The 25,104-nt window shown below is 73.3% G+C and carries 26 protein-coding genes; 11 read left to right on the plus strand and 15 right to left on the minus strand.

Going from position 1 to position 25,104, the window contains the following annotated elements:
- The first annotated feature begins 33 nt into the window (after window positions 1-33).
- The gene (locus OG730_RS03100; protein WP_327302669.1) at window positions 34-813 is read left to right on the plus strand and encodes a GntR family transcriptional regulator; all 780 of its coding nucleotides are present in this window, start codon (window positions 34-36) and stop codon (window positions 811-813) included.
- A 111-nt stretch (window positions 814-924) separates the two neighbouring features.
- On the opposite strand, the gene OG730_RS03105 is transcribed toward OG730_RS03100, so the two are convergent.
- Window positions 925-1,731 carry an alpha/beta fold hydrolase gene (locus OG730_RS03105; RefSeq protein WP_327302670.1) on the minus strand — a complete coding sequence of 269 codons (807 nt, stop codon included), beginning with the start codon at window positions 1,729-1,731 and terminating at the stop codon, window positions 925-927.
- A gap of 140 nt (window positions 1,732-1,871) precedes the next feature.
- Between OG730_RS03105 and OG730_RS03110 the strand changes: the two genes are divergently transcribed.
- Window positions 1,872-2,558 (plus strand): GNAT family N-acetyltransferase, encoded by a 687-nt coding sequence (locus tag OG730_RS03110; RefSeq protein WP_327302671.1) that lies wholly within the window; start codon window positions 1,872-1,874, stop codon window positions 2,556-2,558.
- A 68-nt stretch (window positions 2,559-2,626) separates the two neighbouring features.
- On the opposite strand, the gene OG730_RS03115 is transcribed toward OG730_RS03110, so the two are convergent.
- Genes OG730_RS03115 through OG730_RS03125 form a run of 3 tightly spaced genes read right to left on the minus strand, consistent with a single transcriptional unit; the run spans window position 2,627 to window position 5,899 of the window.
- A complete protein-coding gene (locus tag OG730_RS03115; protein ID WP_327302672.1) occupies window positions 2,627-3,655 on the minus strand; it encodes a TolB family protein in 1,029 nt (342 codons plus the stop codon).
- Window positions 3,656-3,686: 31 nt separating this feature from the next.
- Window positions 3,687-5,015, minus strand: a complete 1,329-nt coding sequence (locus OG730_RS03120) for an MFS transporter (protein ID WP_327302673.1) — start codon at window positions 5,013-5,015, stop codon at window positions 3,687-3,689.
- Between the two features lie 2 nt (window positions 5,016-5,017).
- Window positions 5,018-5,899, minus strand: a complete 882-nt coding sequence (locus OG730_RS03125) for an alkaline phosphatase family protein (RefSeq protein ID WP_327302674.1) — start codon at window positions 5,897-5,899, stop codon at window positions 5,018-5,020.
- A gap of 264 nt (window positions 5,900-6,163) precedes the next feature.
- On the opposite strand from OG730_RS03125, the gene OG730_RS03130 reads away from it, so the two are divergent.
- The gene (locus OG730_RS03130; protein ID WP_327302675.1) at window positions 6,164-7,414 is read left to right on the plus strand and encodes an alpha/beta hydrolase; all 1,251 of its coding nucleotides are present in this window, start codon (window positions 6,164-6,166) and stop codon (window positions 7,412-7,414) included.
- Here OG730_RS03130 and OG730_RS03135 read toward each other — a convergent pair.
- Complete coding sequence (locus OG730_RS03135; protein WP_327302676.1) at window positions 7,392-8,897, minus strand: carboxylesterase/lipase family protein; 1,506 nt, start codon at window positions 8,895-8,897, stop codon at window positions 7,392-7,394. The two genes, OG730_RS03130 and OG730_RS03135, sit on opposite strands and share 23 nt — an antisense overlap.
- 173 nt (window positions 8,898-9,070) lie before the next feature.
- Between OG730_RS03135 and OG730_RS03140 the strand changes: the two genes are divergently transcribed.
- Together OG730_RS03140 and OG730_RS03145 are read left to right on the plus strand one after the other, a co-directional pair.
- Entirely contained in the window at window positions 9,071-9,430 is a 360-nt protein-coding gene (locus OG730_RS03140; RefSeq protein ID WP_327302677.1) for a hypothetical protein, read from the plus strand.
- 183 nt (window positions 9,431-9,613) lie between these two features.
- Window positions 9,614-9,898 carry a chaplin gene (locus OG730_RS03145; RefSeq protein WP_327302678.1) on the plus strand — a complete coding sequence of 95 codons (285 nt, stop codon included), beginning with the start codon at window positions 9,614-9,616 and terminating at the stop codon, window positions 9,896-9,898.
- A gap of 106 nt (window positions 9,899-10,004) precedes the next feature.
- Here the strand turns inward: OG730_RS03145 and OG730_RS03150 are convergent, their stop codons facing one another.
- Window positions 10,005-10,868, minus strand: a complete 864-nt coding sequence (locus tag OG730_RS03150) for a tyrosinase family protein (protein ID WP_327302679.1) — start codon at window positions 10,866-10,868, stop codon at window positions 10,005-10,007.
- Window positions 10,869-10,874: 6 nt separating this feature from the next.
- Window positions 10,875-11,261, minus strand: a complete 387-nt coding sequence (locus OG730_RS03155; RefSeq protein ID WP_327302680.1) for a tyrosinase family oxidase copper chaperone — start codon at window positions 11,259-11,261, stop codon at window positions 10,875-10,877.
- Between the two features lie 176 nt (window positions 11,262-11,437).
- On the opposite strand from OG730_RS03155, the gene OG730_RS03160 reads away from it, so the two are divergent.
- On the plus strand, window positions 11,438-12,784 hold the full coding sequence (locus OG730_RS03160) for a hypothetical protein (RefSeq protein WP_327302681.1): 1,347 nt from the start codon (window positions 11,438-11,440) through the stop codon (window positions 12,782-12,784).
- 18 nt (window positions 12,785-12,802) lie between these two features.
- Here OG730_RS03160 and OG730_RS03165 read toward each other — a convergent pair whose 3' ends face one another.
- The 3 genes from OG730_RS03165 to OG730_RS03175 form a co-directional block, all read right to left on the minus strand.
- Window positions 12,803-13,627: a YhjD/YihY/BrkB family envelope integrity protein gene (locus OG730_RS03165; protein ID WP_327302682.1), complete on the minus strand. Its 825-nt coding sequence runs from the start codon at window positions 13,625-13,627 to the stop codon at window positions 12,803-12,805.
- A gap of 126 nt (window positions 13,628-13,753) precedes the next feature.
- On the minus strand, window positions 13,754-14,365 hold the full coding sequence (locus OG730_RS03170) for a trimeric intracellular cation channel family protein (RefSeq protein ID WP_327302683.1): 612 nt from the start codon (window positions 14,363-14,365) through the stop codon (window positions 13,754-13,756).
- A 157-nt stretch (window positions 14,366-14,522) separates the two neighbouring features.
- Window positions 14,523-15,155, minus strand: a complete 633-nt coding sequence (locus OG730_RS03175; protein ID WP_327302684.1) for a sigma-70 family RNA polymerase sigma factor — start codon at window positions 15,153-15,155, stop codon at window positions 14,523-14,525.
- 87 nt (window positions 15,156-15,242) lie between these two features.
- On the opposite strand from OG730_RS03175, the gene OG730_RS03180 reads away from it, so the two are divergent.
- A complete protein-coding gene (locus OG730_RS03180; protein ID WP_327302685.1) occupies window positions 15,243-16,070 on the plus strand; it encodes an alpha/beta fold hydrolase in 828 nt (275 codons plus the stop codon).
- Window positions 16,071-16,094: 24 nt separating this feature from the next.
- Here OG730_RS03180 and OG730_RS03185 read toward each other — a convergent pair whose 3' ends face one another.
- Genes OG730_RS03185 through OG730_RS03195 form a run of 3 tightly spaced genes read right to left on the minus strand, consistent with a single transcriptional unit; the run spans window position 16,095 to window position 19,431 of the window.
- A complete protein-coding gene (locus OG730_RS03185; RefSeq protein ID WP_327302686.1) occupies window positions 16,095-17,219 on the minus strand; it encodes an acyl-CoA dehydrogenase family protein in 1,125 nt (374 codons plus the stop codon).
- Complete coding sequence (locus OG730_RS03190; RefSeq protein ID WP_327302687.1) at window positions 17,216-18,436, minus strand: acyl-CoA dehydrogenase family protein; 1,221 nt, start codon at window positions 18,434-18,436, stop codon at window positions 17,216-17,218. The genes OG730_RS03185 and OG730_RS03190 overlap by 4 nt, the downstream gene beginning before the upstream one ends.
- On the minus strand, window positions 18,433-19,431 hold the full coding sequence (locus OG730_RS03195) for an NADPH:quinone oxidoreductase family protein (RefSeq protein WP_327302688.1): 999 nt from the start codon (window positions 19,429-19,431) through the stop codon (window positions 18,433-18,435). The genes OG730_RS03190 and OG730_RS03195 overlap by 4 nt, the downstream gene beginning before the upstream one ends.
- 246 nt (window positions 19,432-19,677) lie before the next feature.
- Between OG730_RS03195 and OG730_RS03200 the strand changes: the two genes are divergently transcribed.
- The 4 genes from OG730_RS03200 (at window position 19,678) to OG730_RS03215 (ending at window position 23,483) form a co-directional block, all read left to right on the plus strand.
- Window positions 19,678-20,871, plus strand: coding sequence for a hypothetical protein (locus tag OG730_RS03200; RefSeq protein ID WP_327302689.1), 1,194 nt, complete (start codon window positions 19,678-19,680; stop codon window positions 20,869-20,871).
- Window positions 20,872-20,935: 64 nt separating this feature from the next.
- A complete protein-coding gene (locus OG730_RS03205; protein WP_327302690.1) occupies window positions 20,936-21,835 on the plus strand; it encodes an SDR family oxidoreductase in 900 nt (299 codons plus the stop codon).
- Between the two features lie 184 nt (window positions 21,836-22,019).
- A complete protein-coding gene (locus OG730_RS03210) occupies window positions 22,020-22,622 on the plus strand; it encodes a TetR family transcriptional regulator (RefSeq protein ID WP_327302691.1) in 603 nt (200 codons plus the stop codon).
- Window positions 22,623-22,679: 57 nt separating this feature from the next.
- Window positions 22,680-23,483, plus strand: a complete 804-nt coding sequence (locus tag OG730_RS03215) for a hypothetical protein (protein ID WP_327302692.1) — start codon at window positions 22,680-22,682, stop codon at window positions 23,481-23,483.
- Here the strand turns inward: OG730_RS03215 and OG730_RS03220 are convergent.
- Both OG730_RS03220 and OG730_RS03225 read right to left on the minus strand, forming a co-directional pair.
- The gene (locus tag OG730_RS03220) at window positions 23,470-24,303 is read right to left on the minus strand and encodes an enoyl-CoA hydratase/isomerase family protein (protein WP_327302693.1); all 834 of its coding nucleotides are present in this window, start codon (window positions 24,301-24,303) and stop codon (window positions 23,470-23,472) included. The two genes, OG730_RS03215 and OG730_RS03220, sit on opposite strands and share 14 nt — an antisense overlap.
- Window positions 24,304-24,326: 23 nt before the next feature.
- Window positions 24,327-25,091: a PIG-L deacetylase family protein gene (locus OG730_RS03225; protein ID WP_327302694.1), complete on the minus strand. Its 765-nt coding sequence runs from the start codon at window positions 25,089-25,091 to the stop codon at window positions 24,327-24,329.
- Window positions 25,092-25,104: the final 13 nt, after the last annotated feature.

Raw genomic sequence — 25,104 nt, forward strand, 5'->3', positions numbered from 1 at the left:
AGCGAAGTGGTAGTAAGTGGTATGGTTTGCCCCATGACCGACGACGCTGCCATCGCCGCCGCCTCCTCCCCGATCGCGTCGCACGCCCGCGCCGCGGACCCCCTGTGGGCCCAGGCCGCCGACCGCATCCGCGAGGAGATCGCCCGCCGCGGCCTGTCCGAGGGCAGCAAGCTGCCGCCCGAGCGCGAGCTGTGCACCCGGCTGGACGTCTCCCGCGTCACCCTGCGCCGCGCGCTCGCCCGGCTCGTCGAACAGGGCCTGGTCACCGCGTCCCACGGGCGCGGCTGGTTCGTCGCGGCGCCGGTGGCGCCCGCACCCGCCCGCGAATGGCCCAAGGACCTGGAGTCCTTCACCGCCACCGCGCGGCGCAAGCACATGCGCGCCAGTTCGGTGGTCCTGCGCCACGACACCGTCACCGCGTCCCTGGACGACGCCGACCGCCTCGATGTGCCCGCCGGCACCCCGCTCCTGCGTCTGGAGCGGGTCCGCATGCTCAACGACGTCCGGATCGCCGTCGACCGGACCCTGGTCGTCGCCGACCTCGCGCCCGACCTCGCCCGCACCGACTTCCGCGAGACCTCCCTCTTCGAGGAACTGCGCCGCTGGGGCGTCGAACCCGACCGCGCCGAGGCCACCATCGAGGCGCGCAACGCCGACGGGGAACTCGCCGGTCACCTGGGCATCGCCGAGGGCGCGCCCGTACTCGTACTCGACCAGACGGTGTACACCAAGGACCAGCGGCCGCTGCTGCTGTCCACGGTGGAGTACAGCGGGGACCGCTACCGGCTGCGCACCACCCTGCAGACAGACTGACACCGCCCGTCCGGCACGCGGTAGCCCCGTTCGACACCCTCCGGACAGCCGAAAGCCCCGGCCCGGGGCGGTCCTGCGGCCTGGCCAGGGCTATCCGGGGGGCGGGGGCGGTCAGATTCCCGCGAGGAACTCCAGCAGCGCCCGGTTGAAGGCCTCCGGCTGCTCGACGCCCGGCAGGTGACCGGCCCGCTCCACCACGGCGAGCACCGAGTGCGGAACCAGCGCGTGCAGGGACTCGGCCTCGGCGACCGGGGTGTAGACGTCGTCCCGGCCGACCACGATCAGGCAGGGCACCTCGGCCGGCAGCGCCGCGAGCACCGGGGCGTAGTCGGGCCGTTCGGCCCGCCCCCGCAGGGCGGCGGCCGCGCCCTCGGGGTCGGTGGCGTACATCATCCCGGTGACCTCGGCCGCGGCCTCCGGCATTCCCGTCACGTTGTAGGGCGCCAGCATCTTGTCGATGACCTCGTCGGCATAGGGCTTCATTCCCTCCGCGAGGAGCCGCTCGGCGAGGTTCCGGCGGAAGGTTTTGCCGTCTTCCGTTTCCGGCGGGGCGGAGGTGTCGGAGAGGACGAGTGCCCGCACGCGGCCCGGGTGGCCGAGGCACATCTCCATGGCGATCTGCCCGCCCATGGACACACCGCCGACGACCGCTTGTTCGACGTCCAGACGGTCGAGCAGAGCAACCAGATCATCGGCGAAGTCGGCGAGCAGGGTTTTGCCGGGCAACACCGGACTTTGCCCGTATCCCCGCAGGTCAGGGGTAATCACGCGGTAACCGGCCGTGGTCAGTGCGGCCGTCTGGGGGGCCCACATCAAGTGGCTGAACGGATGTCCGTGGATCAGGATTACGGGGGCTCCGTCGCGGGGACCCAAGTCCTCGAAAAAGAGTGTCGCGCCATTGCCAATCAGGGGGTTCATGGAAGGACTCTAAGGGGCTACATTGAGCCACTCGCGTTCACCTGACAGCCCGTTGCCTTTCACCCGTGTTTTGCACTGGGGGCGACGTCAGGGACGCAGACTGTGCAACCACCCCACCGCCCAGAAGGACCGAAGGCTCCGTGCCCGTACCCGTACTCCTCGCCGGCCGCTCCGTGCGGCTTGAGCCCCTCGCCCCCCACCACACCGAGGCCTTGGCCCTGGCCGGGGCCGAGGATCGTACGACTTACGCCTTCACTCCCGTGCCCCACGGGTTGCAGGCGTCACACGAGTACATCGACCGTGCCCTCGCCGATCAGGCGGCGGGTCGATCGCTCCCGTTCGCGGTGGTCAGAGCCACCGACGATCGGGTGGTCGGTTCGACCCGGTTCCTGGAACTCGACTACTGGCAGGGGCCGCTGGTGTGGCCCGCCGTGCCGGGGGTCCCGTTCGGCGATCCGGCGACGGCGATCCCCGATGCCGCCGAGATCGGCAATACCTGGCTGTCTCCCGCGGCCCAGGGCACCGGCATCAATACCGAGGCGAAGCTGCTCATGCTCCGCCATGCCTTCGAGACCTGGGGGGTCCGGCGGATCTCGCTCCGCGCGGACGCCCGCAACGGACGCTCGCGCGCCGCGATGGAGCGGCTCGGGTTCACCAGCGAGGGGGTCCGCCGGGCCCATTCGCGGGGCCTGGACGGCGCCGTGCGCAGTACCGCCTTCTACTCGATCCTCGACGAGGAGTGGCCGACCGTGCGGTCGGTCATCGAGCTGAGGATCTCGGCTGCCGCGCAGCGCAAGCGGCGCCGCAAGACGCTCATCCCGGCGTAACGGTCCTCCTCGGGCCTTCTCCGAGGATCCGAAGGCCCTGCCCCCCGCCCCGCCCCCTCTTCCCGGTGTCAGCCGAGGAAGGCGGGGGCGAGGGCCGAGGTCATCAGCCGGGCCGGGGCCCCGGAGCCGTCGGCGGGCAGCGAGTACAGGTCGGCGCCGAAGTCCCCGGGCAGCGAGTAGACGACGGTCCTGTCGTCGGTCCACACCACCTGGTCGTCGACGCTGCGCTCCTCGGCGAGCGGCGCCTCGGCCATCGTGGCGAGGTCCAGGACGTACAGCCGCCAGGGAGCGTCCGGCGACAGGCCCGCCACCCGCTTCTTGAACACCAGCCGGGTCCCGTCGGGCGACAGGGACGGGCATTCCAGGTTCTCGCGCAGCGTGGTCACCGTGCGCGCCGCGAGATCGCCGCGGACCAGGTGGGTCCGGCCGCCGGTGGCGAGCGTCGCGTAGAAGGTCCGCTCGTCGGCGGCGAAGGTGACCCCCCAGAAGTTGACGTCCGCGTTGCGGTACGTCTTGCCGTCCTTGTGGATGGTGAAGTCCTCCAGCGAGGCGTCGTACCTCCCGCTGCGCAGGTCCAGCAGGGAGGTCCGGGTCGAGAAGTTCGTACCGGCGTACGAGTCCCCGCCCACGAACACCGTCCAGGCGACCAGGTGGCCGCCGGGCGAGACCCGGGCCCGGGTCGGGATGCCGGCCAGCGGGCGCGAGGCGACCTCCTTGAGCCGGGCGTCGAGGACCACCGCCTTATAGGCGTCCTGCACCCCGCCCTTGTCGGCCCGGAGGCAGATCCCGGTGCCGGCGGCCGCGTGGAAGCGCAGGCAGCTCACCCCGGAGGCGGTGCGCGGGCCTTCGGGCGCGCCGGCCGCCGCGGTGGCGAGCTCGTCGCGGTGCGGCCCCCAGGCCATGTTCCGGAAGACGATCCGCCGACCGCCGTCCCCCGCGGCGAGGGACACCTCGCCGCGGGTGATCGCCGGCCCGCCCGCCTGCGTCCGGTCCTTCTCCCCGGCCCGCGAGGAGGCCCGTACGACGGCGAGCGCACCGATGACGGTGAGCAGGACGACGGCGGAGACCAGGATCAGGATCCGGCGCTGGAGGGGCATGGGTGGGGCCTTTCGTCGGCTACGGGGGGATTCAGGCGGCCGCGGCGTCGGGCGCCCGGGTGTCGGGCGCCGGGGTGTCGGGCGCCGGGGTGTCGGGTCCGCCGCCCTGCCGCAGCAGCCGGACGCAGAGCGCGACGGCCCCGGCCAGCAGGACGACGGCGGCGCACAGGGCGGGGCGGGGACCCCAGAGGGTCCAGGCGGCGCCGAAGCCGAGCGAGGCGGCGAACCGGGCCAGGGCCTGGCCGGTCTGGACGAGGGCGAGGCCGCCACCCAGGTGTTCCTCCGGGACGGCTCCGGCGGCCGCGGCCATGAGCACCCCGTCGGTGGCGGCGTAGAAGCCGCCGTGCAGCAGGAGGACGGCGTAGGGCAGCGCGGGATGGGAACCGCCCGCGAGCAGGATCCCGTACGCGGCGAGCAGCGCGAGGTGACCGCCGAGGAAGACGGCGCGGCGGCCGATCCGGTCGGCGAGCCGGCCCAGCGGCAGCGCGAGCAGGAAGAAGGCGGCGGCGGTGCCCAGCGGCAGCAGGGCGAACCAGCGGTCGGCGATGCCGGTGGACTCCTGCAGCAGCAGGAAGACGAAGCCGTCGCTGACCGTGCACAGGCCGAGCAGCAGGGCGCAGAGGCTTATGCGGCGCAGGTCGGGACGGCGCAGGAGGCCGAAGGCGGCGCGCAGCGAGACGGGGGCCGCGCCGGCCGCGGGCACGGTGCGCCGGCCGGGTACGAAGAGCACCAGCACGAGGACGCCCAGCGCGGCCACACAGGCGCTGACGGTGAAGACGGCGTCGTAGCCGTCGGCGGCGCCGCGCAGGATCAGGAAGGCCAGGACGGGCCCGATCAGGGCGCCGGCGGTGTCCATCGCCCGGTGGACGCCGAAGGCCCGGCCTCGCTCCCCGGGCGCCGCGGCCAGGGAGATCAGGGCGTCGCGCGGGGCGGTGCGCAGGCCCTTGCCGGTGCGGTCGAGGGCGAGGACGGCCCCGATGGCGGGCAGGGTGGTGGCGAGCAGCAGCAGTGGTTTGCACAGGGCGGAGAGCCCGTAGCCCAGGCCGGCGAGGGCCTTGTGGCGGCCGAAGCGGTCGCCGAGGTGGCCTCCGGTGAGCCGGACCAGGGCGCTGACCCCGTTGTAGAGGCCGTCGAGCAGCCCGAAGCCGAGCGGGGTGAGCCCGAGTCCGGCGACGAGGTAGAGCGGGAGCACGGCCGTGACCATCTCCGAGGAGACGTCGGTGATGAGGCTGACCGTGCCGAGCGCGAGCACCGTGGGGGCGAGCGCGGCGCGCCGCCCGGGGCGGATGCCCTGGGCGGCGGCCTGCGGCTCTGGGGTCACGGCGGACGCGGGGGTGGCGCGACTGTCCGCAACGTACATGGTCAGGAAGTCCAGATCCCCGTGATGTCCTTGGCGGTGGCCGCGTTCCCGGCGTGGGCGGTCAGACCGGCCAGGCCTTCCAGGGTGCGCAGCACGTCGTAGTGGTTGTAGGTGGTGGAGGTGCTGGATCCGGGGGTCACGGACTGGCCGTAGAACACCGTCGGGATCTTGTTGCCGGCGAGGCGGTTGTCCTCGTCGAAGGTGACGACGAGCAGGCTGTTGTGGGTCTTGGCCCAGTCCGCGTAGGCCTTGACCTTGTTCTTGAGCCAGGTGTCTCCGGTGCCGACGGAGCAGTCGTGCATGTCGTTGCAGAGGTCCGGGACGACGAAGGACACCTTGGGCAGGGTGGTGAAGTCGGTGGGGAACTGGGTCATCGTCTTCGCGGTGCCGGTGGGCACGTTGGAGAAGGCGAACCAGGGGTTGTGCTTGCGCGCGTACTTGCCGCTGGAGCAGGTGGTGGAGCCCGCGCTGGGCAGCCCCTCGTTGTAGCTGCCCCAGGTCTTGCCGGCGGCGATCAGCTCGGAGGCCAGGTTGGGCGCGGAGCTGAAGCCGGGCGTGTAGCAGCTGTCACCGGTCACGCCCTGGTTGGAGCCCGAGAAGAGCTGCATGTAGTTGGCCTGGCTCGGGTGCGTGATGCCGTAGGAGGCGGTGAGGTTGGCTCCCCCGGTCTTGAGGGAGTTGATGTACGGGGCGCTGGAGCTGCCGATGACCTGGTTGTAGGCGTGGTTCTCGAAGACCACGACGACTATGTGGTCGGGTGCGGGCAGGCCGGCCGCGTGCGCGGGCTGGGCGGAGCCGATGCCCGCCCACAGCGCGGCGCCGGCGGCGGTGACGCCGAAGGCGGTGGCGAGGGCGGTCTTGCGGCGGGACCGTGAAAAGGGCATGCCGAACACGGGAATTACCTCCGGGCAGGGTGGTCTGGGGGCGGCGCGGACGTACCGTACCCACCGGCATGTGCAGAGGCCAGGGATTCTCGGCGAACAGAACGGGAACTCCACAGGCCCTTTTCGCGTAGGGCAACGTGATCCTCTTCGGAACACCAAGAGACGTAAAAATCGGGAACCTGCGGGCACGTACGCTCATCTTTCGATCGAAAGCAGTCCCAACCCCGCCCCCACGGGGCAGCACCAGCCGGAGAGCACCCGCACATGTCGCACTCACCCGACGGACAGCAGCAGCCGTACCGCTCGGAAGGGCCTTACCAGCAGCAGCCGTACCGCTCCGATGCGCCCTATCAGCAGCAGTACGGCGCTGAAGGGCCCTACCAGCAGCAGTACGGCCCGCCCCAGCCCGAGGAGCCGCGGCAGCCCGAGAGCTCGCGCCGCCGGCCGTCCCGGGTCCGGCGGTGGGTGATCGCGGGTGCCTCCGTCCTCGCGCTGGCGGCCGTCGCCTCGCTCGTGATGAGCCACTACGAGATACCGCCCTTCACCGACAAGGGCGACTCCGTCTCCTTCGGCCGGCTGCCGCCGTCCGGCTCCGCCGGGGGCGACACCGGTGGAGCCGCGCTGCCCACGCCGCCGCCGCACTCGAAGATGTCGATGCCCACCGGCCCGGCGGCCGACTTCAAGAACGCGATGACCCTGCCCGACGGCACGCACGTCGCCGTCACCACGATCACCGGCAAGAAGTCCGGCTTCAAGGGCAAGGTCTGGGTGTGGGCGCCCAAGGAGTACGGCGACCCCAAGTTCGCCAAGAGCGGGTTCCCGGTCATGATCGCGCTGCCCGGCGGCGCCGGTTACCCGAACAACTACTGGATGGGCACCGACCTGGGCCTCCAGAGCAGCATCAGCAAGTGGTACGCCGCGGGGAAGAGCAAGCCCTTCCTCCTGGCGATGCCGGTGCTGAACCCGGGCCCGGACGACAAGGGCGTCTACTGGGACGCCTCCGACATCCCGGGCCAGCCCAAGATGGACAGCTGGCTCACCGATGACGTCCCCGACCTGATGCGGCAGAACTTCCGCACGGTCAAGTCCCGTGACGGCTGGTCCTACATGGGCTCGTCCACGGGCGGCTTCGCCAGTCTCAAGGCGGTGCTGAAGTACCCGGAGAAGTTCAAGGCCGCGATCTGCTCCGGCCCGGACATCCTCCCCGACTCCCCCCTGTGGAAGGGCCACGACAAGGAGAAGGCGGAGAACAACCCCGAGTTGCTCGCCAAGGCGCTGATCGGCAAGAAGGGCAGCCCGGACGTCTACCTGGCCTTCCAGGTCGGCACGAACGAGAACAACAAGAACACCCTGCCGAACGTGCAGAAGTTCATCGCCGCTTACGGCAAGGGGCCGATCCACACCAACCTGAGGATCATCCAGGGCGGCCAGCACAACGCCAAGACCTACGTGCCCAACATGGGCGAGGGGCCGATCCAGTTCATCAGCAAGGTCATGGAAGGGCCCGTGGAGTAGTCGCCCCGCCGGCCCGTACGGGCTCCCCGGATCCCGGCTCCTCGCGCCCCGGCCCGCCGAACACCTTCGGCGGGCCGTCGCCATTCCAGGGCGACCAGCCGGGATCCCCCTCGGCTGCGAAGCGCACCCAGGCCGCGTGCATCTCCCCGGCCAGCTCCCGCGGGGCGTCCGGCCCGGCCAGCCAGGAGGCCTCGGGCACGTCCAGGGTGTCGAAGACGAAGCCCAGTTCCAGGGCGTGGCAGGACCCGAGGCCGGGGACGCCGGACGGCCAGGCGAACTCGTACACGAAGCTCGGCGCGCTCCTCCCGGCCGCGCCCGCCAGCGCGCGCAGCGGATCGCGCAGCAGCCGGTCGGTGAGCAGGTGGCCGAGGAGGTCGGCCGGTCCCGCGCCCGGCCGCTCGGCGCGCAGGGCCCGTACGGCGGCCCGGTCCTTGCCGGAGCGGATCCGGCCCAGGGCCACGGACAGCGGCCCCAGCCGGTCCAGCAGCCGCATCGTGCCGGTCGGGGCCAGCCAGAGCCGGTACTCCTCGGCGGTCCAGCCCAGCAGCAGCGGTACGTCGCCCCGCGCGGCCGCCGCTTCGAGCGGATCGAGCGGCAGCGTCCCGGGGTCCGCGACCAGGCCGAAGGCGGGGCCGCCGAGCAGCGGGGAGGAGCGGCGCAGGACGGCCGCCTGGGCGGCGAGCAGATCGGGCAGGGCGGCCTTGGCGAAGGCCTCCGCGGTGGCGGGGACCTTCAGCAGCGCGGCCATCCGGCGGACCATGGTGCGCACCCGGTCCCGCGGCAGCACCTCGGGGGCGCCGCTCTGCAGGACGGCCTGCCGGAAGAGGCCCGCGGCGCGGGGTGCGGCGAGCAGGGCGCCGATGCTGATGGCCCCGGCGGACTCGCCGAAGACGGTGACCCGGCCGGGGTCGCCGCCGAAGGCCGCGATGTTGTCCCGCACCCAGGCCAGGGCGGCGATCTGGTCGAGCAGCCCGCGGTTGGCGGGGGCGTCGGGGAAGAGGCCGTAGCCGAGGACGCCCAGGCGGTAGTTGACGGACACGAGCACCACCCCGTCCCGGGCGAAGGCGGAGCCCTCGTAGACGGGGACGGCCGAGGAGCCGCGGGTGAGGGCGCCGCCGTGGATCCACACCATGACCGGCAGCCGGGCGGAGGGCGTCGGCTCCGGGGTCCAGACGTTGAGGTTCAGGCAGTCGTCCCCGGGGACCTCGGGGTCCGGGAGCAGCGCGGCGAACGGCTCGGGGTAGGGCGCCTTGGGCGCGGTGGGGCCGTACGCCCCCGCGTCGCGCACCCCGTCCCAGGCCTCGGGCGGCTCGGGCGCGGCGAACCGGCGGGCTCCGACGGGCGGGGCGGCGTAGGGGATGCCCCGGAAGACGGCGATGCCGTCCGGCCCGGTCCTGCCCTCGACCTCGCCGTGGGCGGTCCGGACCCGGGGACGGGAGCCGGGGCGGTCCCGGTCCGGGGTCCCGCTCGCCGCTGCGGCCATCGCGTCCTCCTGCTGTCGGGGCGCCCGGGGCCGCTGGATCCGGTGTTCCGCGGAGCGCCGGTCGCACCGTCGCACAGGCATGCGCGGGGTGACAAGGCGTGACCCCGCCCGGGGCGCGCCGGGTTGGGCGGGGCATGCGATCCCTGTCTCTCCCCCACACCCTTCGGAGCCTCGTGCGCACCGGATCGGTCCCCGTTCTGCTCCTCGCGGCCGCGGCCACGGCCGGAGCGGCGGCCGGCTCCGGCGCGTACGCGGCCGACGGCCCGACCGCCGCCCTCGGCACCCCGACGGCCGTCGGGCCCGCCTTCCAGTACCTCGGCACGGACGACCGCCCGCACGGCATCGACGCCCCGAAGGGCTGCGTGGCGGCCCTGGGCGGCGGCGGGCGGGCGGTTTCGAACAAGACCCGGAAGTCGGTGGCCCTGTACCGGGAGCCGGGCTGCGCGGGTACCCCGGTGGAGGTGCTGGCACCGGGTGCGGTCAAGCAGGTGCCCCGGTACTTCTCCTCCGCCCGCTTCTCGGCCGGCTCGTAGTCCGGAGTCCGGAATCGGCGGGTGGACCGGGATCACGGGGCAGGTCGACCGGGATCACGGGGCGGTCGGAGATCACCGGCGGCCCAGCGACCGTGACCCTTGGGCTCTCTCCGCGTTGTATGCCATGTCAAACGCCGCAGCTTCGGTTTTCTGCGGCACCCCATTCCTTTCTAGGAGATCTTGATGTCGCGTATCGCGAAGGCATTCGTCATCACCGCTGCCGCCGGTAGCGCCCTGGCCGCCGGTGCGGGTCTGGCGGCTGCCGATGCCGGAGCGCACGGTGCGGCGGTCGGCTCCCCCGGTGTCCTCTCGGGCAACCTGCTCCAGGTTCCGGTGCACGTCCCGGTCAACGTCTGCGGCAACACCGTCAACGTGATCGGCCTGCTGAACCCGGCGTTCGGCAACACCTGCATCAACGCCTCGGGCCACGACGGCGACCACCACACCGAGGGCAACTACGGCGGCTGATCGCCCAGTAGCCCGAAGGGCCCCCGCCGGACGGCGGGGGCCCTTCTTCGTGTTCTTCCTCGCGTTCTTCCTCGTGTTTCCCGCCGGGACCGGCTGCGCCCGGGGCTCACTCGTAGCGGTAGAGCCCCTGGTGGCCGAGCATCTCGCGCGGGGTCACGTCCCACGGCGGCATCGGCTCGTCGAGGGAGATCACCCGGCCGCGCTGGAGGTCACCCGGCGAGAGCGGGGCGGCCGGCAGGTAGCCGGAGGCCGGGTGCTGCAGCTGCCAGCGGTCCCAGAGCAGGTCCACGAAGGCGTGGTGCAGCCAGAAGGCCGGGTCGTTGGGGGCCGTGCCGCCGGTCATGTGGCCGCCGATCCACTGGTGCACCTTGTTGTGGTTGCGCCACTTCTCGCTCTTCGGGGCGGCCCAGCCCTCCAGTTTGTTGCGGAAGCCGCCGCGCCCGGCCGTCGAGTCCCAGGGCGAGCTGTCGTACAGCGGATCGTCGAGCGCCCACTGCAGCTCGGCCGGGGTCGGCAGGCTGATCGGGTTCTGCGGCCGGCCCAGGTTGCGGGTGAGGAAGGCGGCCTCGGTGATGCCGACCGTGACCGTCCAGTTGCCCTTCCCGTAGGCGAACGGGCCGGTCATCACCTGGCGGTCGCTCGCGCGGCCGGTCCCGCCGAGGAAGTCCTCCGCCCACAGGGAGGAGGCCGGGCTGTTGTCGGTGGTCCAGTCCCAGTAGGGGATGGTGACGCCCGGGTCGACGCTCTGGAGCTGGGCTTCGAACTCCAGCAGGTAGCGCCGGTGCCACGGGAAGAAGGACGGTGACATGTGCCCGACGCGCAGTTTGCGTTCCCGGTCGGGGACGAAGTACTTGTCGTGGGTGCGGACGAAGGCGTCGTAGGTGCCGTTGCGCTTGAGCTCGATCACGGCCGCCGTGAAGCGCTTCTTCTGCGCGCTGGTCAGGTTCTTCTGGTTCTGCCGGATGTACACGCCCTGCTACTCCTGTCGCCCGTGGTGCGCGGCGGCGAACGCCAGCTGGGTGGTGCCCAGTTCGTCGACGGCCGCGCGGGCGAGCTCCAGCGGGGTCGCGTAGGACTGGAAGTGGTTGATCCCGCTCAGGTACGTCCCGTCGGAGCGGCGCATGACGTGCAGGGCCCGGCCGTCGATGCGGACGGAGGTCCCCGCCGGGTCGACGGCGATGTGCCTGCCGCGGTACGTCTCCTCGCCCGCCGGGATCAGCGGGGCCGGTGTGAGCGTCTGCCGGGGTCGGCGGGCGCGCAGTACGGGGGCCAGCGCCGCGGCCGTGCCGGCGAACACGGCCGCGGTGAAGGCCGTACGGAGGACCGCGCGGCGGGTGAGTGGTGCGGCGGGTGCTGCGTACATACGGTCTCCCTCGCTCGGTGGCCGGTGGCTACGGGTCTAACGCGGCGCGGCGGGCGAGGTCACCGGGGAGACGGGCGCCGCTTCGTGTGGTTGTAGGAGGAGACCGGCGCCACCGGCGGCGAAGATCACCCGGAGAGCCCAGCCGAACGCGCGGATCCGGCGGCCCTGTGTGTCCCATGGGACACAAGCGCGTCTTCGTCTGCGTCGTCCCCGGGAGTGCCATGAGCGTGCCGTCCGATCTCCCCGACGACGTGCCCGCACCGGGTCGGACCGGAGGATCCCGTGCCCGGCGGATCTTTCTGAGCTCGGTCTCGGCGGTGCTGATCACGCTCACCTGCGTCCTCGTGCCGGTCTCCCTGATCACCGTCTGGGTGCACGACATCGTGCTGGACACCGGCCGCTACGTGTCCACGGTCTCCCCGCTCGCCTCGGATCCGGCGATCGAGGCGGCGGCCGTCCACCGCATCACCGAAGCCGCCGACGTCCGGGTCGACGGCTCCCAGGTCACCTCGGACCTGGCGAAGTGGCTGGAGGCCCAGGGGCTGCCGCCCCGCGTGGGGACGGCGGTCAAGGCGCTGGGGCCGCAGCTGGACTCGGCGGCGGACGCGGCCGTCTCCAAGGTGGCGACCCGGTTCGTCGAGAGCGATCGGTTCGAGACCGTGTGGACCACCGCCAACCGTGCCGCCCACGCCGCGGTGGTGCACGCGCTCACCGGTGAGGGCCGCGGCGCGGTGGGCGTGGAGGGGGGCACCGTCACCCTCGATGTCGGCGCCGCCGTGGAGACCGTCAAACAGGACCTCGTGGAGGCCGGCCTGTCCCCGGCCGAGAAGATCCCCGACGTCGACAAGCAGATGGTGCTCTTCCAGTCCGAGAAGCTGGGGAAGATCCGGGGTGCGGTCCACCTGCTCGACGTCGTCGGCAACTGGCTGCCCGTGCTCACGGTGGTCCTCGGCGCCGTCGGAGTGCTGCTCGCCCGGCGGCGCCGGCGTGCCCTGGTGACCACGGCGCTCTGCGCGGCCGCCGCCTGTCTCGTCTTCGCCATCGGGCTGATCGTCGCCCGCCACTACTACCTCGACCACCTTCCGGCGAAGGTCCAGTCACCAGCGGCGGCAGCGGCGGTCTTCGACACCCTGGTGCGGTTCCTGCGGGTCAGCATCCGGACCGCGCTGGTCCTCGGCGTCGTCGTCGCCCTCGGCGCCTACCTCTCCGGCGCGGGCCGCCTGCCGCGCGGCCTGCGCGGCGGCGCCGAGCGCGCGGCCGACTCCGCCGCCGGGTGGGGCGCCGCCCACGGAGTGCGCACCGGACGCGTCGGCACCTGGGTGGAGGCGCACCGCGGCCCGCTCACCATCGGCGTACTGCTCGTGTGCGCGCTCGTGTTCGCGCTGTGGAACCACCCGACGGTGCTCACCGTCCTGCTGCTGGTCCTGATCCTGCTGGCCGTGCTCGCCGTCCTCGCCCTGCTCGCGGCCGGTGGCCGCTGCGCAGAGCGCACCGACGGCGCCGACCGCGCCGCACGGCCGTAGCCGCGTGCCGTCACGGCGTCACGGCGTCATGGGGTCCGCGGGCGTGCCGAGCCAGGCCGCCGGCCGCGGTTCGTGGGCCACCACGTACCCGACGGCGATGGCGAGGGTGACCACGATGAAGAACGCGATGAGCCAGGACAGCAGGACGAAGACGGAGCCGAGGCTGCCGAACTGCTGCAGGCTGCGATCCACGGCATGGGGCATGTAGACCCGCGACGCCACGGTCAGGAGCTGCTCCCCGAACCCGGCCAGCAGCGCACCGGGCAGCAGCGGCAGCCAGGGGATCCGGGAGCCGAGCAGCAGGTGCTGCGTCCACCACCACAGCAGGGTGCCGCTGACCGCGGCGAGGGTGAACCCGGTGATCCGGCCGGTGCCGAACGCCGTCTGCACCAGCCCCTGGAACAGCAGGGCGACGAGCCAGACGACGAGCCAGGCCAGCCATCGCCAGGCGGCGACCCGCGCCTTGGACTTGGGCAGGTGCCAGGAGCGCTCGCACGTCTTCTGCAGGGCCCGGCTGCACGCGGTCGCCGACAGCAGCGTCACCACGATTCCCACCCCGCCGGTGCTCGCGACGGCCGTGACATCGGCCGAGGAGTACACCGACTGCACCTGGTCCAGCGTGGCGTCCGAGAGTCCCAGCGTCGTACGGATGGACGTGACCAGCTGTTGCTGGAGCCAGTCAGGTGCGAGGGCCCCGATGACGAAGATGGCCGGCACCGCGCCGAGGAAGGCCTGGGCCGCCAGCCTGGTCGCACAGTCCAGCACCCTGACCGCGGCGAGCTGCGCCAGGAGCCGGCCCAGCAGCGGGGTGTGCTTGCGCATCCAGCGGGGTACCACGCGCATCTGAGGGATCGTCGCCGGTCCGGACACGGTGAAACTCCTCGGGACGCGGTTCCCGGCGGCTGCGACCGCCCTTCCGAGAACCATGCCGGAAGACCCCGATTCCGGCATTTCGCCACTCTGGCGGCGTCAGCCCGTGGTGCGCTGGAGCCGGGGCAGGTGCAGATCGCGGAAGATCGCGGTCATGCGCAGGGCGAAGACCAGTCCGGCCGACACCACGATGTTCGCGGTGTCCGGAACGCCGGCCCAGTGCAGGCCGAGGTAGCAGAGCGCCCCGGCAAGCGCGGCCGTCGCGTACACCTCCTCGCGCAGCAGCAGCGGCGGGAACTCCCCGCAGAGCACGTCGCGGACGACCTCGCCGGTGACGCCCGTCAGGACGGCCAGGATGAGCACGGCGACGGGGGTGACGTGGGCGTCGATGGCGGCGCGGGCGCCGATCACGGTGACCACGGCGAGGCCGACGGCGTCGACGACCATGAGCGCGCGCTGCGGGAGCTCCCAGCGGCGCAGGTAGAGCATGGTGGCGACGGCGACCGACCCGATGAGGACGAGCAGCAGCCAGTCGTGCGTCCAGTAGAGCGGGTGCCGGCCGAGGATGAGGTCGCGCAGGGTCCCGCCGGAGATGCTGGCCGCGAAGGCGAGGACGAGCCCGCCGAAGGGGTCCATGTTGGCGCGGTGCGCGGCGAGGACGCCGGAGGCGGCGAAGGCGGCGATGCCGAGGAGGTAGAGGGCGTGCAGCATGGCGCCTCCTTCGAGGGACGGCGTACGGGGGACCCGTAGAGGCTGCCCGATGCGGGCGCGCGTCCGCATCGGCCGTTCGGCCGGAACCCGGTGCCGCGGTCGGAGCGGGTGTCCGCGCGCCCCGACCCGCCCCGCCCCCGCCCCCGCCCCCGCCCCGTCAGGTGCCGTCGCCGAGCCGGTCGCGCTGGATCCGGTGGGCGAGGGTGCGGCGCACCGAGGCCGGGGTGTCCGTGGTGGCCCCCGAAGGGACGTCGAGGCCTCGGCTGATGGCGTCGTACGCCTCCCGGTAGCTGCCGGGCAGGTCCTCGCGGTGCAGTCTCAGGTCCTCTTCGACGAGGCGTCGCAGCTCGTCCACGTCCCGGGGCGCGAAGCGCTTCCTGCCCCGGGCGACGGCATCGACGTGGCGGGCGCAGCGCGCGGTGTCCGGGTGCGCCGCGGCGATCTCCTCGGCCAGGCCCCACAGGCGCCCTTCGAGCCAGGGCGCGTCGCCCTGGTCGAGGGAGAGTCCGATCGGCGGGAGCGGCTCCTGCGCCTTGTACTTCGCCACCTGCTTGGACACGGCGGGCTGGCTCATGTCGGTGAGCCGGGCGATCTTGTCCTGCGTCCAGCCGAGGCCCGTGAACACCTTGATCATCTCGGTGCGCAGCTTGCGCATCTCCTCGCCCGCGCGGATGACCTCGTTCATCTCCGCGAGCATCCGCCCGGCCTGCTCCTCGGTCAGCGACCCGGCGATGGGGCCGGGGATGGGGATGGGGCCGGGGATGGGGCGCACGCCCTCGTCACCTGTCATAGCTCGGTTATACACCGGAACCGCGCACCGGAGACATCCATTCACAACCGAGTTGTACAACCTGGTTATGAATGGCAGGCTGCACTCATGCCCACCTTCTGCGCACCCGATGGAACCCGGCTCGCCTACCGCACGGCCGGAGACGGCGACCCGCTCGTCTGCGTTCCCGGAGGACCTGCGGACTCCCGCTACCTCGGGGACCTCGGCGGCCTGTCCCGCCACCGCCGGCTCATCCTCCTCGACCTGCCCGGCACCGGCGGGTCGGCGGTGCCCGAGGACCCCGCCTCCTACCGCTGCGACCGGCTCGTCGAGTACGTGGAGGCGCTGCGCGAACACCTCGGGCTCGCCCGGACCGACATGCTCGGCCACTCCGCCGGGGCGAACGTCGCCCTGGGGTACGCGGCCCGGTACCCCGGCGCCATCGGAAAGCTCGCCCTCATCGGCCCGGGCACCCGGGCCGTCGGGATCGAGACCACCGGCGCGACGCGGCTCGAACTGGCGCGGCTCCGCGAGGACGAGCCGTGGTTCCCGGCCGCGTTCGCCGCCCTGGAGGCCGTCTCCGCGGGCACGGGCGGCGACTGGGACGCCCTCGCCCCCTTCTTCTGCGGCCGCTGGGACGACGCCGCGCGGGAGCACCACGCCGCCGGCCAGCCGGTCAACCGGGAGGCCGTCGCCCAGTTCGGCGCCGACGGCGCCTTCACCCCGGAGGCCACCCGGGCCGCGCTCGCGTCCTTCGGGGCGCCCGTCCTGCTGCTCACCGGGGAGTTCGACCTGAACAGCCCCCCTCGGTCGACGGCCGAGCTCGCGGCGCTGTTCCCCGGCGCCACGCTCTCGGTGCAGGCCGGAGCGGGCCACTACCCCTGGATCGACGACGCCGGACGGTTCACGGCGGCCGTCGAGGCGTTCCTGGGGTAGCGACCCGCTCGGCGCCTACGGCTCCTACGGCGCCGGGAGCTCCGCGAAGTCCGCGACCAGGCCCCGGTGGTGGCCGGCCGTACCCAGGGCGAGGGAGTCGGCCTTGGCGCGCTTGAGGTACAGGTGCGCCGGGTGTTCCCAGGTCATGCCGATGCCGCCGTGCAGCTGCACGCACTCCTCGGCGGCCCGGACCGCCACGCCCGAGCAGTAGGCCTGGGCCACCGCCACGGTGAGCGGCGCGTCGGCGGCGCCGGTCGCGAGGGCGTCGGCCGCGGCGCGGGCCGCCGCACGGGCGGAGGCCACGTCCAGCCACAGCCGGGCGAGGCGGTGCTTGAGGGCCTGGAAGGAGCCGAGGGGCCGGTTGAACTGGTGACGGGTGCGCAGGTACGCCACCGTCTCCGTCAGGCACCACTCGGCGATCCCGAGCTGTTCCGAAGCGAGCAGCCCGGCCCCCGAGAGCAGGGCTCCGGCGATGGCCGCGCGGGCGGTGGCCGGATCAGCGAGCAGGGTTCCGGCGGCCCCGTCGAGGTGCACGGCGGCCAGCGGGCGGGTCAGGTCCAGGGCCACGAGCGGGGTCCGCGAGACCCCGGCCGCGTCGGCCGGGACGGCGTACAGCCCGGTGTCGGCGAGGACCAGCAGCACGTCAGGGCAGACGGCGTCGGCGACGGAGCCGACGCTCCCGCCGAGCGAGCCCCCGCCGGAGTCCCGGACCGGCGCCGGCAGAGGTGCGCCCGGGGCCAGGGTCAGGGGCAGCGCGGGCACGCAGACGCTGCGGCCCGCCGCGAGTTCCCGTAGGAGATCGGCGGACTCCGCGCTCTCGCAGCCGAGCAGGATCTCCGTCGCGAGGACCGCGCTCGTCAGGTACGGGACGGGCGCCGCGGCCCGGCCGAGCTCCTCCAGCACCACGGCCGCCTCGCGGTGGCCCGCCCCCTGGCCGCCCAGCTTCTCCGGGACGAGGAGTCCCGCCGTGCCGATCTCCGCGGCGAGCACCCGCCACAGTTCGGGGTCGTGGGGGCCGCCCGCCTCGATCCGGGCGAGGACGGCCGCGGGGGCGCTGCGGGCGGCGAGGAGGGACCGTACCGCCGTGCGGAGTTCCTCCTCGGTCTCGGAGTACAGCAGGTCCAGCGGGGCCGCCGCGGGAGAGCTCATCGGGCCAGGTCCTTCCACGCGAGGTCCTTGTCGTCGCGCGGCTCGGCGGGCAGGCCGAGGACGCGTTCGGCGACGATGTTGAGGAGGATTTCGCTGGTGCCGCCCTCGATGCTGTTGCCCTTGGCGCGCAGGTAGCGGTAGCCGGCGTCGCGGCCGGTGAAATCGACGATCTCGGGGCGGCGCAGGGTCCAGTCCTCGTAGAGCAGGCCCTCCTCACCGAGGAGTTCCACCTCCAGGCCGCTGATCTCCTGGTTGAGGCGGGCGAAGGTCAGCTTCATGCCCGAGCCCTCGGGGCCCGGCTGGCCCTGGGCGAGCTGCTGGCGCAGCCGTTCGCCGGTCAGCCGGGCGACCTCGGCCTCGACCCACAGCTCCAGGAGCCGTCCGTGCAGGTCGTGCGTCCGCAGCTCCGGCCGCTCGCGCCAGGCGGCGGCGACCGGGGCGATCATGCCGCCCTCGCGCGGGATCCGCATGCCGCCGATGGAGACGCGTTCGTTCATCAGGGTGGTGCGGGCCACGGCCCAGCCCTGGCCGACCTCGCCGAGGCGGTGGGCGTCGGGGATCCGGACGCCGGTGAGGAAGACCTCGTTGAACTCGGCCTCGCCGGTGATCTGGCGCAGCGGACGCACCTCGACTCCGGGGGCGGTCATATCGCACAGGAAGTAGGTGATGCCCTGGTGCTTGGGCAGCGCCGGGTCGGTGCGGGCGATGAGGATGGCCCAGCGGGCGGTGTGGGCGCTGGAGGTCCACACCTTCTGGCCGTCCACCACCCAGTCTCCGCCGCCCTCGCCCTCGCTCTCATTCTCCCCTTCGCGCACCGCGCGGGTGCCGAGGGCGGCCAGGTCGGAGCCGGCGCCGGGCTCGCTGAAGAGCTGGCACCACACCTCCTCGCCGAGCCACAGGGGGCGCAGGAAGCGCCGCTTCTGCTCCTCGGTGCCGTACGCGAGGATCGTGGGCGCGGCCATGCCGAGGCCGATGCCGATCCGGCGCGGGTCGTTGTCGGGGGCTCCGGCCGCTTCCAGCTCGGCGTCCACGACGGCCTGCAGGGAGCGGGGCGCACCGAGGCCGCCGAGGCCTTCGGGGTAGTGCACCCAGGCGAGTCCGGCGTCGAAGCGGGCCCGCAGGAACTCCGCTCGCGCGGTGGTGGCGGGCGGGTGCGCGGAGAGCAACTCCCTTACCCGGGAGCGCAGGTGGTCGGCGGTGAGCGCGGCGGCCGTCATCGGGAGCCTCCTGCCGGAGAGCCGAGGAGCACGGTGTCCAGGGCCGGTACGACGACCAGGCGGCCGGTGGTGGTCCCGTCGGCGAGGCGCTGCACGGCGTCCGCGGCTCCGGCGAGCGGTACCCGCTCGCTGACCAGCGGTTTGATGGAGCCGTCGGCGGCGAGCCGGGTGAGCTCGGCGTGGCAGGCGGCGATCGCGGCCGGGTCCTTGGCGGCGTACAGGCCCCAGTGGAGGCCGAGGATCGCGTAGTTCTTGACGAGGGCGTGGTTCAGCGCGGGGGCGGGGATGGTGCCGCTCGCGAAGCCGACGACGATGATCCGGCCCTCGAAGGCCACGCACTTGGCCGAGGCGGTGTAGGCGTCTCCGCCGACCGGGTCGTAGACCACGTCGGCCCCGCGTCCGCCGGTGAACTCCTTGACGCGGGCGACCAGTTCCTCGCTGGTGCGGTCGATGACGAGGTCGCAGCCGAGCTCCTCGGCGGCGCGCACCTTGGCCTTGCCTCCGACGACCCCGATGACGGTGGCTCCGGCGGCCTTGCCGAGCTGGACGGCGGCGCTGCCGACCCCGCCGGCGGCGGCGTGCACGAGGAGGGTCTCCCCGGCCCGGATCCGGGCCCGGCGGTGCAGGCCGAACCAGCCCGTCTGGTAGCCGATGTGCAGGGCGGCCGCCTCGGCGTCGTCGAGGGTGTCCGGGGCGGGGAGCAGGGCGCGCGCGGGGGCGGTGACGTACTCGGCGAAACCGCCGTGCGGCAGGCTCGGGTTGGCGATGACGCGGCGGCCGTCCTCGGTTTCGCCGCAGATCTCGACGCCGGGGGTGAAGGGGAGCGGCGGGCGGATCTGGTACTGGCCGCGCACGAGCAGCGCGTCGGGGAAGTTGACGTTGGCGGCGAGCACCTTGAGCCTCACCTCGCCCTCGCCGGGCACCGGTTCGGGAACCTCTTCGAGGCGCATGGCCTCGCGGGGCTCGCCGGGTGTGTGTACTCGCCATGCCTGCATCCGGGGCCTCCAGCCGCCGACGGGAACCGCGCCTCGCGGGCATACTAAGCGGTCGCTTGCGCCTGTGGGAACCAGTGGGAGTCCACGGGAACGGGGCGGTCCGCAACGACACGCGCCGATCCGGTCGCATCCCGCCTCCTTTCGGGCAACATATGACACGGGCACGTCATAAACAGGCAGGACTGACGGGCACGGGGACCCCGCCGTCGGGGCGGGGCGTTTCACACATCCTGGGGGAAGCACCACATGAGCAGAAGCATGTCCGCGGCAGGAGCCGCCGTCGTCCTGGCCGGCCTCATCACGGCGGCCGCTCCCGCCTCGGCCGCGCCGGCCGCGCACTCGGCAGCCGCCCCGACGGGCACCCCGACGGCCGCCTCCGCCGCCGCGTGCGTGCCGGACGTCGTCAAGCTGCCGTCCCTGCCCTCCGGCCCCTGGACCTCCGGGGTCGTGAACGGCCTCGGAGCGGACGGCCTCGCCGTCGGCGAGAGCCTCGGCCTCCCGGCGTACTGGACCGCCGACCACGCGGTCCACGCCGTCCCGCTGCCGGCCGGCTTCCAGAACGGCAGGGTCACGGCCGTCAACGCCAAGGGCCTGATGGTCGGCACCGTGGAGCGCTCCTCGGACCGCGCCCGCGCCGCCTTCACCTACCGTCCGGGTGACACGGCGATGCGGTTGCTGACCGGCGCCGCCACCGCCACCGACGCGGCGGACGTCAACGACGCGGGCCGGGTCGTCGGCATGGACGGCGGCACCCCGAAGGAGTGGGCGAACGGCACCGTGGTCCGCGAACTGCCGGTGCCCGAGGACGCGCACCCCAGCACCCGGATCGTGGCGGTGGACGGCATCAACAAGCGCGGGGACGTGCTCGGAACCGCCCACACGGAGTACGAGGACCTGGAGAACGACCGGATCATCAGCAAGACCTTCCCGGTGGTCTGGCCGGCCGGTGGCGCCTACCCGCCCTACAGCCTGCCCGTCTGGAACGAGACGGACTGGACGACGGGCACCCAGGCGAGCGGCATCGACGACAAGGGCCGCGTCGTCGGCTTCGAGGCGGAGAGCTACCGGGAGTTCCGGCGCCGGACCCCGGCCGTCTGGAAGAAGCCGTACGACGCGCCGCCCGCCGCCCCCGGACTGGTCACCGGCTACGAGACCCTGACCTTCGAAGCCATCAGCCCGGCCACGAACGTGACGGTCGGCACCGCCGCCAGCTTCGTCGAGGGCTACGCCCGCTACGTGCAGGCGGCCTACTGGCCGGGCACGGGCGCCCCGCTCGTCCTCCCGAACCCGGCGGGCGCGAGCGCCGACGTCAACACCGAGGCCCATGCCGTCTCGGACGACGACCGGGTGGGCGGCTCCTTCCGCGATCTGACCGTCTTGGCGGACAACCCGATCGTCTGGACCTGCGCGAGCAAGCAGGCGTACGCCCCCACGAAGTAGCGGGAGGCAACTGCCCCCGGCACGGGCATGGCGCTCTCGGCGCCCGCACGCTATCGATGGGCGCATGGAGACCCCCACGCGCGGCCTGCCCGCGCCGCCCCCGCTCGGCTCCGCCGCCCTGCCGCCCGGCACGTTCACCGGCCGGGCGGTGCTCGTGACCGGCGGCGGGACCGGGCTGGGCAAGGCCATCGCCACCGAGTTCGCGCGCCTCGGGGCGGATCTGGTGATCGCCGGCCGCCGGATCGAGCAGTTGAAGTCGGCTCAGGACGAACTGGCGGCCGTCCCCGGAGCGGGCCGGGTGACGGCCGCGGTCTGCGACATCCGCGACCCCGAGCGGGTCGCCGAGGTCTTCGACGCGGCCGGGGCGGCCTTCGGCGGGGTCCCGGACGTCCTCGTCAACAACGCCGCCGCGAACTTCCCCTCCCCCGCAGAAGACTTGTCCCCCAACGCCTGGCGGGCGGTGGTCGACATCACCCTGACCGGCACCTGGTTCGTGACCCGGGAGTTCGGCCGCCGCCACCTCGCCGCGGGCAGCGCCGGGTCCATCGTGAACATCGGCGCCTCGTACGCCTGGACCGGCGGGCCGGGCTACGCGCACAGCGCCGCAGCCAAGGCGGGGGTGAAGAACCTCGTCGAGACCCTCGCCGTCGAGTGGGGCCCGTACGGCATCCAGATCAACGGCCTGGTCCCGGGACTCTTCCCGCACGCGGACATGACCGAGGACATCCGGGGCGGCCTGGAACGGGCCGCCCCGGACGACAAGGACACCAGGCAGCCCGCCCTGCGGGTCGGCGCACCGCGCGAACTGGGCTGGGCGGCCACCTTCCTGGCCTCGCCCTACGCCCGCTTCATCACCGGGCACACCCTGGTGGTGGACGGGGCGAACTGGCAGCGGCGCTCGCTCGTCAACCCCGAAGTGGTGACGGTGCGCGAGCAGTTGGGGAGGGGACCGTTCGCCCCGTGACGTAGCGGGGGGGGCGCCGGGGTGCGCGGGGACGCCACGGCGCGCCGGACGCCGCGTGCGCGCGGCCTTCCGGCTCGTTCGGCCGGTTCGGCCCGATACGTCATTTCGGCGCGATGCGCCATGGCGCGATCGTGTGGCACATTGACGCCGTCTACAACCCCTGTCCCTCCTTGGAGGTGTTGCGGTGAGCACGGTGAGCACGGGCCGCCCGTCGTTGACGGCACGGCGCAGGGAGGCCACGTGGTACGAGATCGCGGAGGCGGCCGCCGACCTCTTCTCCGAGCGGGGGTTCGAGGCCACCACGGTGGACGACATCGCGCGGGCGGCCGGCATCTCGCTGCGCACCTTCTACCGCTACTGCCCGACGAAGGAGGACGCGCTGACCCCGGTCCTGACCGCCGGCGTGGCCACCCTGGTCGAGGAACTCGCCCTGCGTCCCGCGTCGGAGCCCCTCACCGAAGCGGCCCAGGCCGCCTTCACCACCGCCACCGCGGGCACGCGCTACGAGGGGCCGGGCCAGACGGCCCGCCTGATCCAGGTGATGGGCGGCGTCCCCGAGATCCGCATGCGCTGGCTCGCGGCCGCGCGGGCGATGCAGGACCGCCTGGTGCCGGTCCTGGCGGTCCGCACGGGGCGCCCCGAATCCGCCCTGGAGACCCGCGTCCTGGCGGCCGTCCTCATCGACGCCGTCACCGTCGCCCTCGAACACTGGGCCGCCGAGGGCGGCCGCGAACCCCTGCCGGCCGTCTCGGCGCGCGCGCTGGCCCTCCTGCGCCTGGAGGAGTAGCGGGGCCCGAGGGGTAGCGGGGCCCGGCTGTCAGTGGTCCGGGGCATCATGGGCGCCATGTCCTTCGCTGATCTGACCCTTGACCGGTGGCGCTCGTTCGACCTGCCGGAGGCCCTGCGCTTCGCCCGGGAGGCCGCCGGCTCCGTGGGCGGCCGGGTGAGCCTGGTCGACACCACCGAACACCTCGGCGGCCCGCTCCACCGCGTGCGCGTCGAACGGGACGGGCGGGAGTTCGCCCTGATACCCGGAGGGACGGTCCGCCTCGGCTTCGACCTGGACGCCTGGGAGCCGACGCCCGAACAGACCGCCGACTTCGAGCAGAGCCTCGCCGAGGAGTACGGCTACGGCCCCGATCTCACGTCGCACCTCGCCGAGTCGCTGAGCCCGCCCCGGACCGTCACCCTGGCGACCGTGTTCATGGCCGTGGCGAACGAGCCGCTCACCGAGCCCCCCGCCGCCGTGCCCGCGGCCCTCGCGGAGCGCGGGCTGCGGATGCCCGGCGCCGACGAGTGGGAGCACGCCTGCGGGGCCGGGGCGCGCACCCTCTTCCGCTGGGGCGGCACCTGCCCGATCGGCGAACCCTCCTACGGCGCCGGGACGTTCGCTCCGCGGTGCGAGCCCAACGCCTTCGGGCTGCGCATCGCCTACGACTCGTACACCGCCGAGATCGGCGCCGATCCGGGCGCCGTGCACGGCGGGGACGGCGGCGAGTCGGTGTGCGGCGGGTACGGGGACCTGTGGGCCTGGCTGACACTGGCCACGGCGAACCGCAACCCGGCGATGGCCGAGCTGGTGTACGGCCCGGAGGACGGGTCCCCCTGGGAGGCGTTCTCCGTCCGGCCGGTGCTCAGCCTCCGGTGAAGTGCGGGGGCCGGCCCTGCGCCTTGGCGGTGTAGCCCTCGCGGATGTCTTCCGAGGTGAGGGTCAGGGCCGCCGTCATCGCGACGCGGTCGAGGGCCGCGGGCAGGGCGGCGTCCGCGTAGGAATCGATGCCGCGCTTGATGCCCTGGACGGCGAGCGGGGCGTTGGCCGCGATCTCCGCCGCGAGCGCGCGGGCCTCCTTGTCCAACTCCTCCATGGGAAACACCTGTTGGACGAGCCCCAGGCGCTCCGCCGTCCCGGCGTCGATGCGGCGGCCGGTCAGCGCCAGGAACTTGGCCCAGCCGGCCCCCGCCTCGCGGGCGATGCGCAGGTCGCCGCCCGCGTCCACCGCGACGCCCAATTGGGCCTCCGGCAAGGCGAAGACGGCGTCATGGGCCGCCACCCGGATGTCCGCCATCAGGGCCAGCTCGAAGCCGAAGCCGAGGCAGTAGCCCTGCACCGCGGCCACGACCGGCTGGGGCAGCCGGGCCAGGACGGCGAAGCGTTCGTGGACCCAGCGGATGCCCTCGTAGTAGTTGCGGCCCAGCTCGGCCGCCGAGGCGCCGGTGATCGCGCCGCCCGGGGCCGTCACGTCGATGCCCGCGCAGAACGCCCGGCCTTCGGCCCGCAACAGGACCACCCGTACGGCGGGGTCGAAGCGGATCCGGTCCGCCAGCAGGCCGAGCTGGCGCGTGGACTCCCAGCTCCAGCCGTTGAGCTTCTCCGGCCGGCAGAGGGTGAGTTCCGCGATCCCGTCCGCGACGTCCAGACGGATCCGTTCCTCACCCTCCGCGATCTCCGTGCTCAGGGTGTCGATCACGCGGACACCTTAAGCGTGTCCGCCTAGCGCGGGAAGACTTCGAACGCCACCGCCGGACGGCCGCCGAACCGGGCGGCCGCCTGCTGGGCGTTGCCCGTCAGGAAGGTGCGCACGTACGTCTCCGGGTCCTCGTCGGTCAGGGCCGCGATGTACGCCTTGTGCTCCATGAGGGACTTCACCGACCGCTCCAGACCGGGTCCGGCGTCGGCCGCGTGCGTGGGCGTCGTGGTGCCGGAGACCGCCACCCAGCGCACCCCGTTCCACGGCTCCAGGCCCTGTTCCGTGAGGAGTTCGGGGAAGATCCAGCGGTTGCCCGCGTCGCCCGCCGCGTCCAGGGTGGCCCGGCCGACCGCCTTGTGGTCGGGGGTGTTCCAGTAGCCGCCGCCCTCGGCCCCGCCCCAGGTGTCGCGGTGGTTCATCGTGATCACCAGCTCGGGGCGGTGGCGCCGGATGGCGGCGGCGATGTCCCGGCGCAGGTCCAGGCCGTACTCCAGGACCCCGTCGCGGTGGTCGAGGAACTCCACCGTGGGGACGCCGACGACGGCCGCGCTCGCGCGCTGCTCCGCTTCGCGCAGCGGGGCGCAGGCGGCCGGGTCGATGGTGTCGATGCCGGCCTCGCCGCGCGTGGCGAGCAGGTAGACGACCTCGCGGCCGCCGTCCGTCCAGTCCGCGATGGCCGCGGCGCAGCCGTATTCCAGGTCGTCCGGGTGTGCCACGACGGCCAGCGCGCGCTGCCAGTCGGTGGGCATGGGCTCCAAGGGCGCGGGCCCGTGCAGTTGTTCGTTCATGGGTCGCACAATA

The organism is Streptomyces sp. NBC_01298 (assembly GCF_035978755.1).
In the GTDB taxonomy this organism is placed as follows: domain Bacteria; phylum Actinomycetota; class Actinomycetes; order Streptomycetales; family Streptomycetaceae; genus Streptomyces.

Excerpts from the sequence above, each read along its gene's own strand:
- OG730_RS03100 (WP_327302669.1), top strand. The coding sequence starts at position 34 with ATGACCGACGACGCTGCCATCGCCGCCGCCTCCTCCCCGATCGCGTCG.
- OG730_RS03105 (WP_327302670.1), bottom strand. The coding sequence starts at position 1,731 with ATGAACCCCCTGATTGGCAATGGCGCGACACTCTTTTTCGAGGACTTG.
- OG730_RS03115 (WP_327302672.1), bottom strand. The coding sequence starts at position 3,655 with ATGCCCCTCCAGCGCCGGATCCTGATCCTGGTCTCCGCCGTCGTCCTG.
- OG730_RS03120 (WP_327302673.1), bottom strand. The coding sequence starts at position 5,015 with ATGTACGTTGCGGACAGTCGCGCCACCCCCGCGTCCGCCGTGACCCCA.
- OG730_RS03125 (WP_327302674.1), bottom strand. The coding sequence starts at position 5,899 with ATGCCCTTTTCACGGTCCCGCCGCAAGACCGCCCTCGCCACCGCCTTC.
- OG730_RS03130 (WP_327302675.1), top strand. The coding sequence starts at position 6,164 with ATGTCGCACTCACCCGACGGACAGCAGCAGCCGTACCGCTCGGAAGGG.
- OG730_RS03135 (WP_327302676.1), bottom strand. The coding sequence starts at position 8,897 with ATGGCCGCAGCGGCGAGCGGGACCCCGGACCGGGACCGCCCCGGCTCC.
- OG730_RS03145 (WP_327302678.1), top strand. The coding sequence starts at position 9,614 with ATGTCGCGTATCGCGAAGGCATTCGTCATCACCGCTGCCGCCGGTAGC.
- OG730_RS03155 (WP_327302680.1), bottom strand. The coding sequence starts at position 11,261 with ATGTACGCAGCACCCGCCGCACCACTCACCCGCCGCGCGGTCCTCCGT.
- OG730_RS03160 (WP_327302681.1), top strand. The coding sequence starts at position 11,438 with ATGGGACACAAGCGCGTCTTCGTCTGCGTCGTCCCCGGGAGTGCCATG.
- OG730_RS03165 (WP_327302682.1), bottom strand. The coding sequence starts at position 13,627 with ATGCGCGTGGTACCCCGCTGGATGCGCAAGCACACCCCGCTGCTGGGC.
- OG730_RS03170 (WP_327302683.1), bottom strand. The coding sequence starts at position 14,365 with ATGCTGCACGCCCTCTACCTCCTCGGCATCGCCGCCTTCGCCGCCTCC.
- OG730_RS03175 (WP_327302684.1), bottom strand. The coding sequence starts at position 15,155 with ATGACAGGTGACGAGGGCGTGCGCCCCATCCCCGGCCCCATCCCCATC.
- OG730_RS03180 (WP_327302685.1), top strand. The coding sequence starts at position 15,243 with ATGCCCACCTTCTGCGCACCCGATGGAACCCGGCTCGCCTACCGCACG.
- OG730_RS03185 (WP_327302686.1), bottom strand. The coding sequence starts at position 17,219 with ATGAGCTCTCCCGCGGCGGCCCCGCTGGACCTGCTGTACTCCGAGACC.
- OG730_RS03190 (WP_327302687.1), bottom strand. The coding sequence starts at position 18,436 with ATGACGGCCGCCGCGCTCACCGCCGACCACCTGCGCTCCCGGGTAAGG.
- OG730_RS03195 (WP_327302688.1), bottom strand. The coding sequence starts at position 19,431 with ATGCAGGCATGGCGAGTACACACACCCGGCGAGCCCCGCGAGGCCATG.
- OG730_RS03200 (WP_327302689.1), top strand. The coding sequence starts at position 19,678 with ATGAGCAGAAGCATGTCCGCGGCAGGAGCCGCCGTCGTCCTGGCCGGC.
- OG730_RS03205 (WP_327302690.1), top strand. The coding sequence starts at position 20,936 with ATGGAGACCCCCACGCGCGGCCTGCCCGCGCCGCCCCCGCTCGGCTCC.
- OG730_RS03215 (WP_327302692.1), top strand. The coding sequence starts at position 22,680 with ATGTCCTTCGCTGATCTGACCCTTGACCGGTGGCGCTCGTTCGACCTG.
- OG730_RS03225 (WP_327302694.1), bottom strand. The coding sequence starts at position 25,091 with ATGAACGAACAACTGCACGGGCCCGCGCCCTTGGAGCCCATGCCCACC.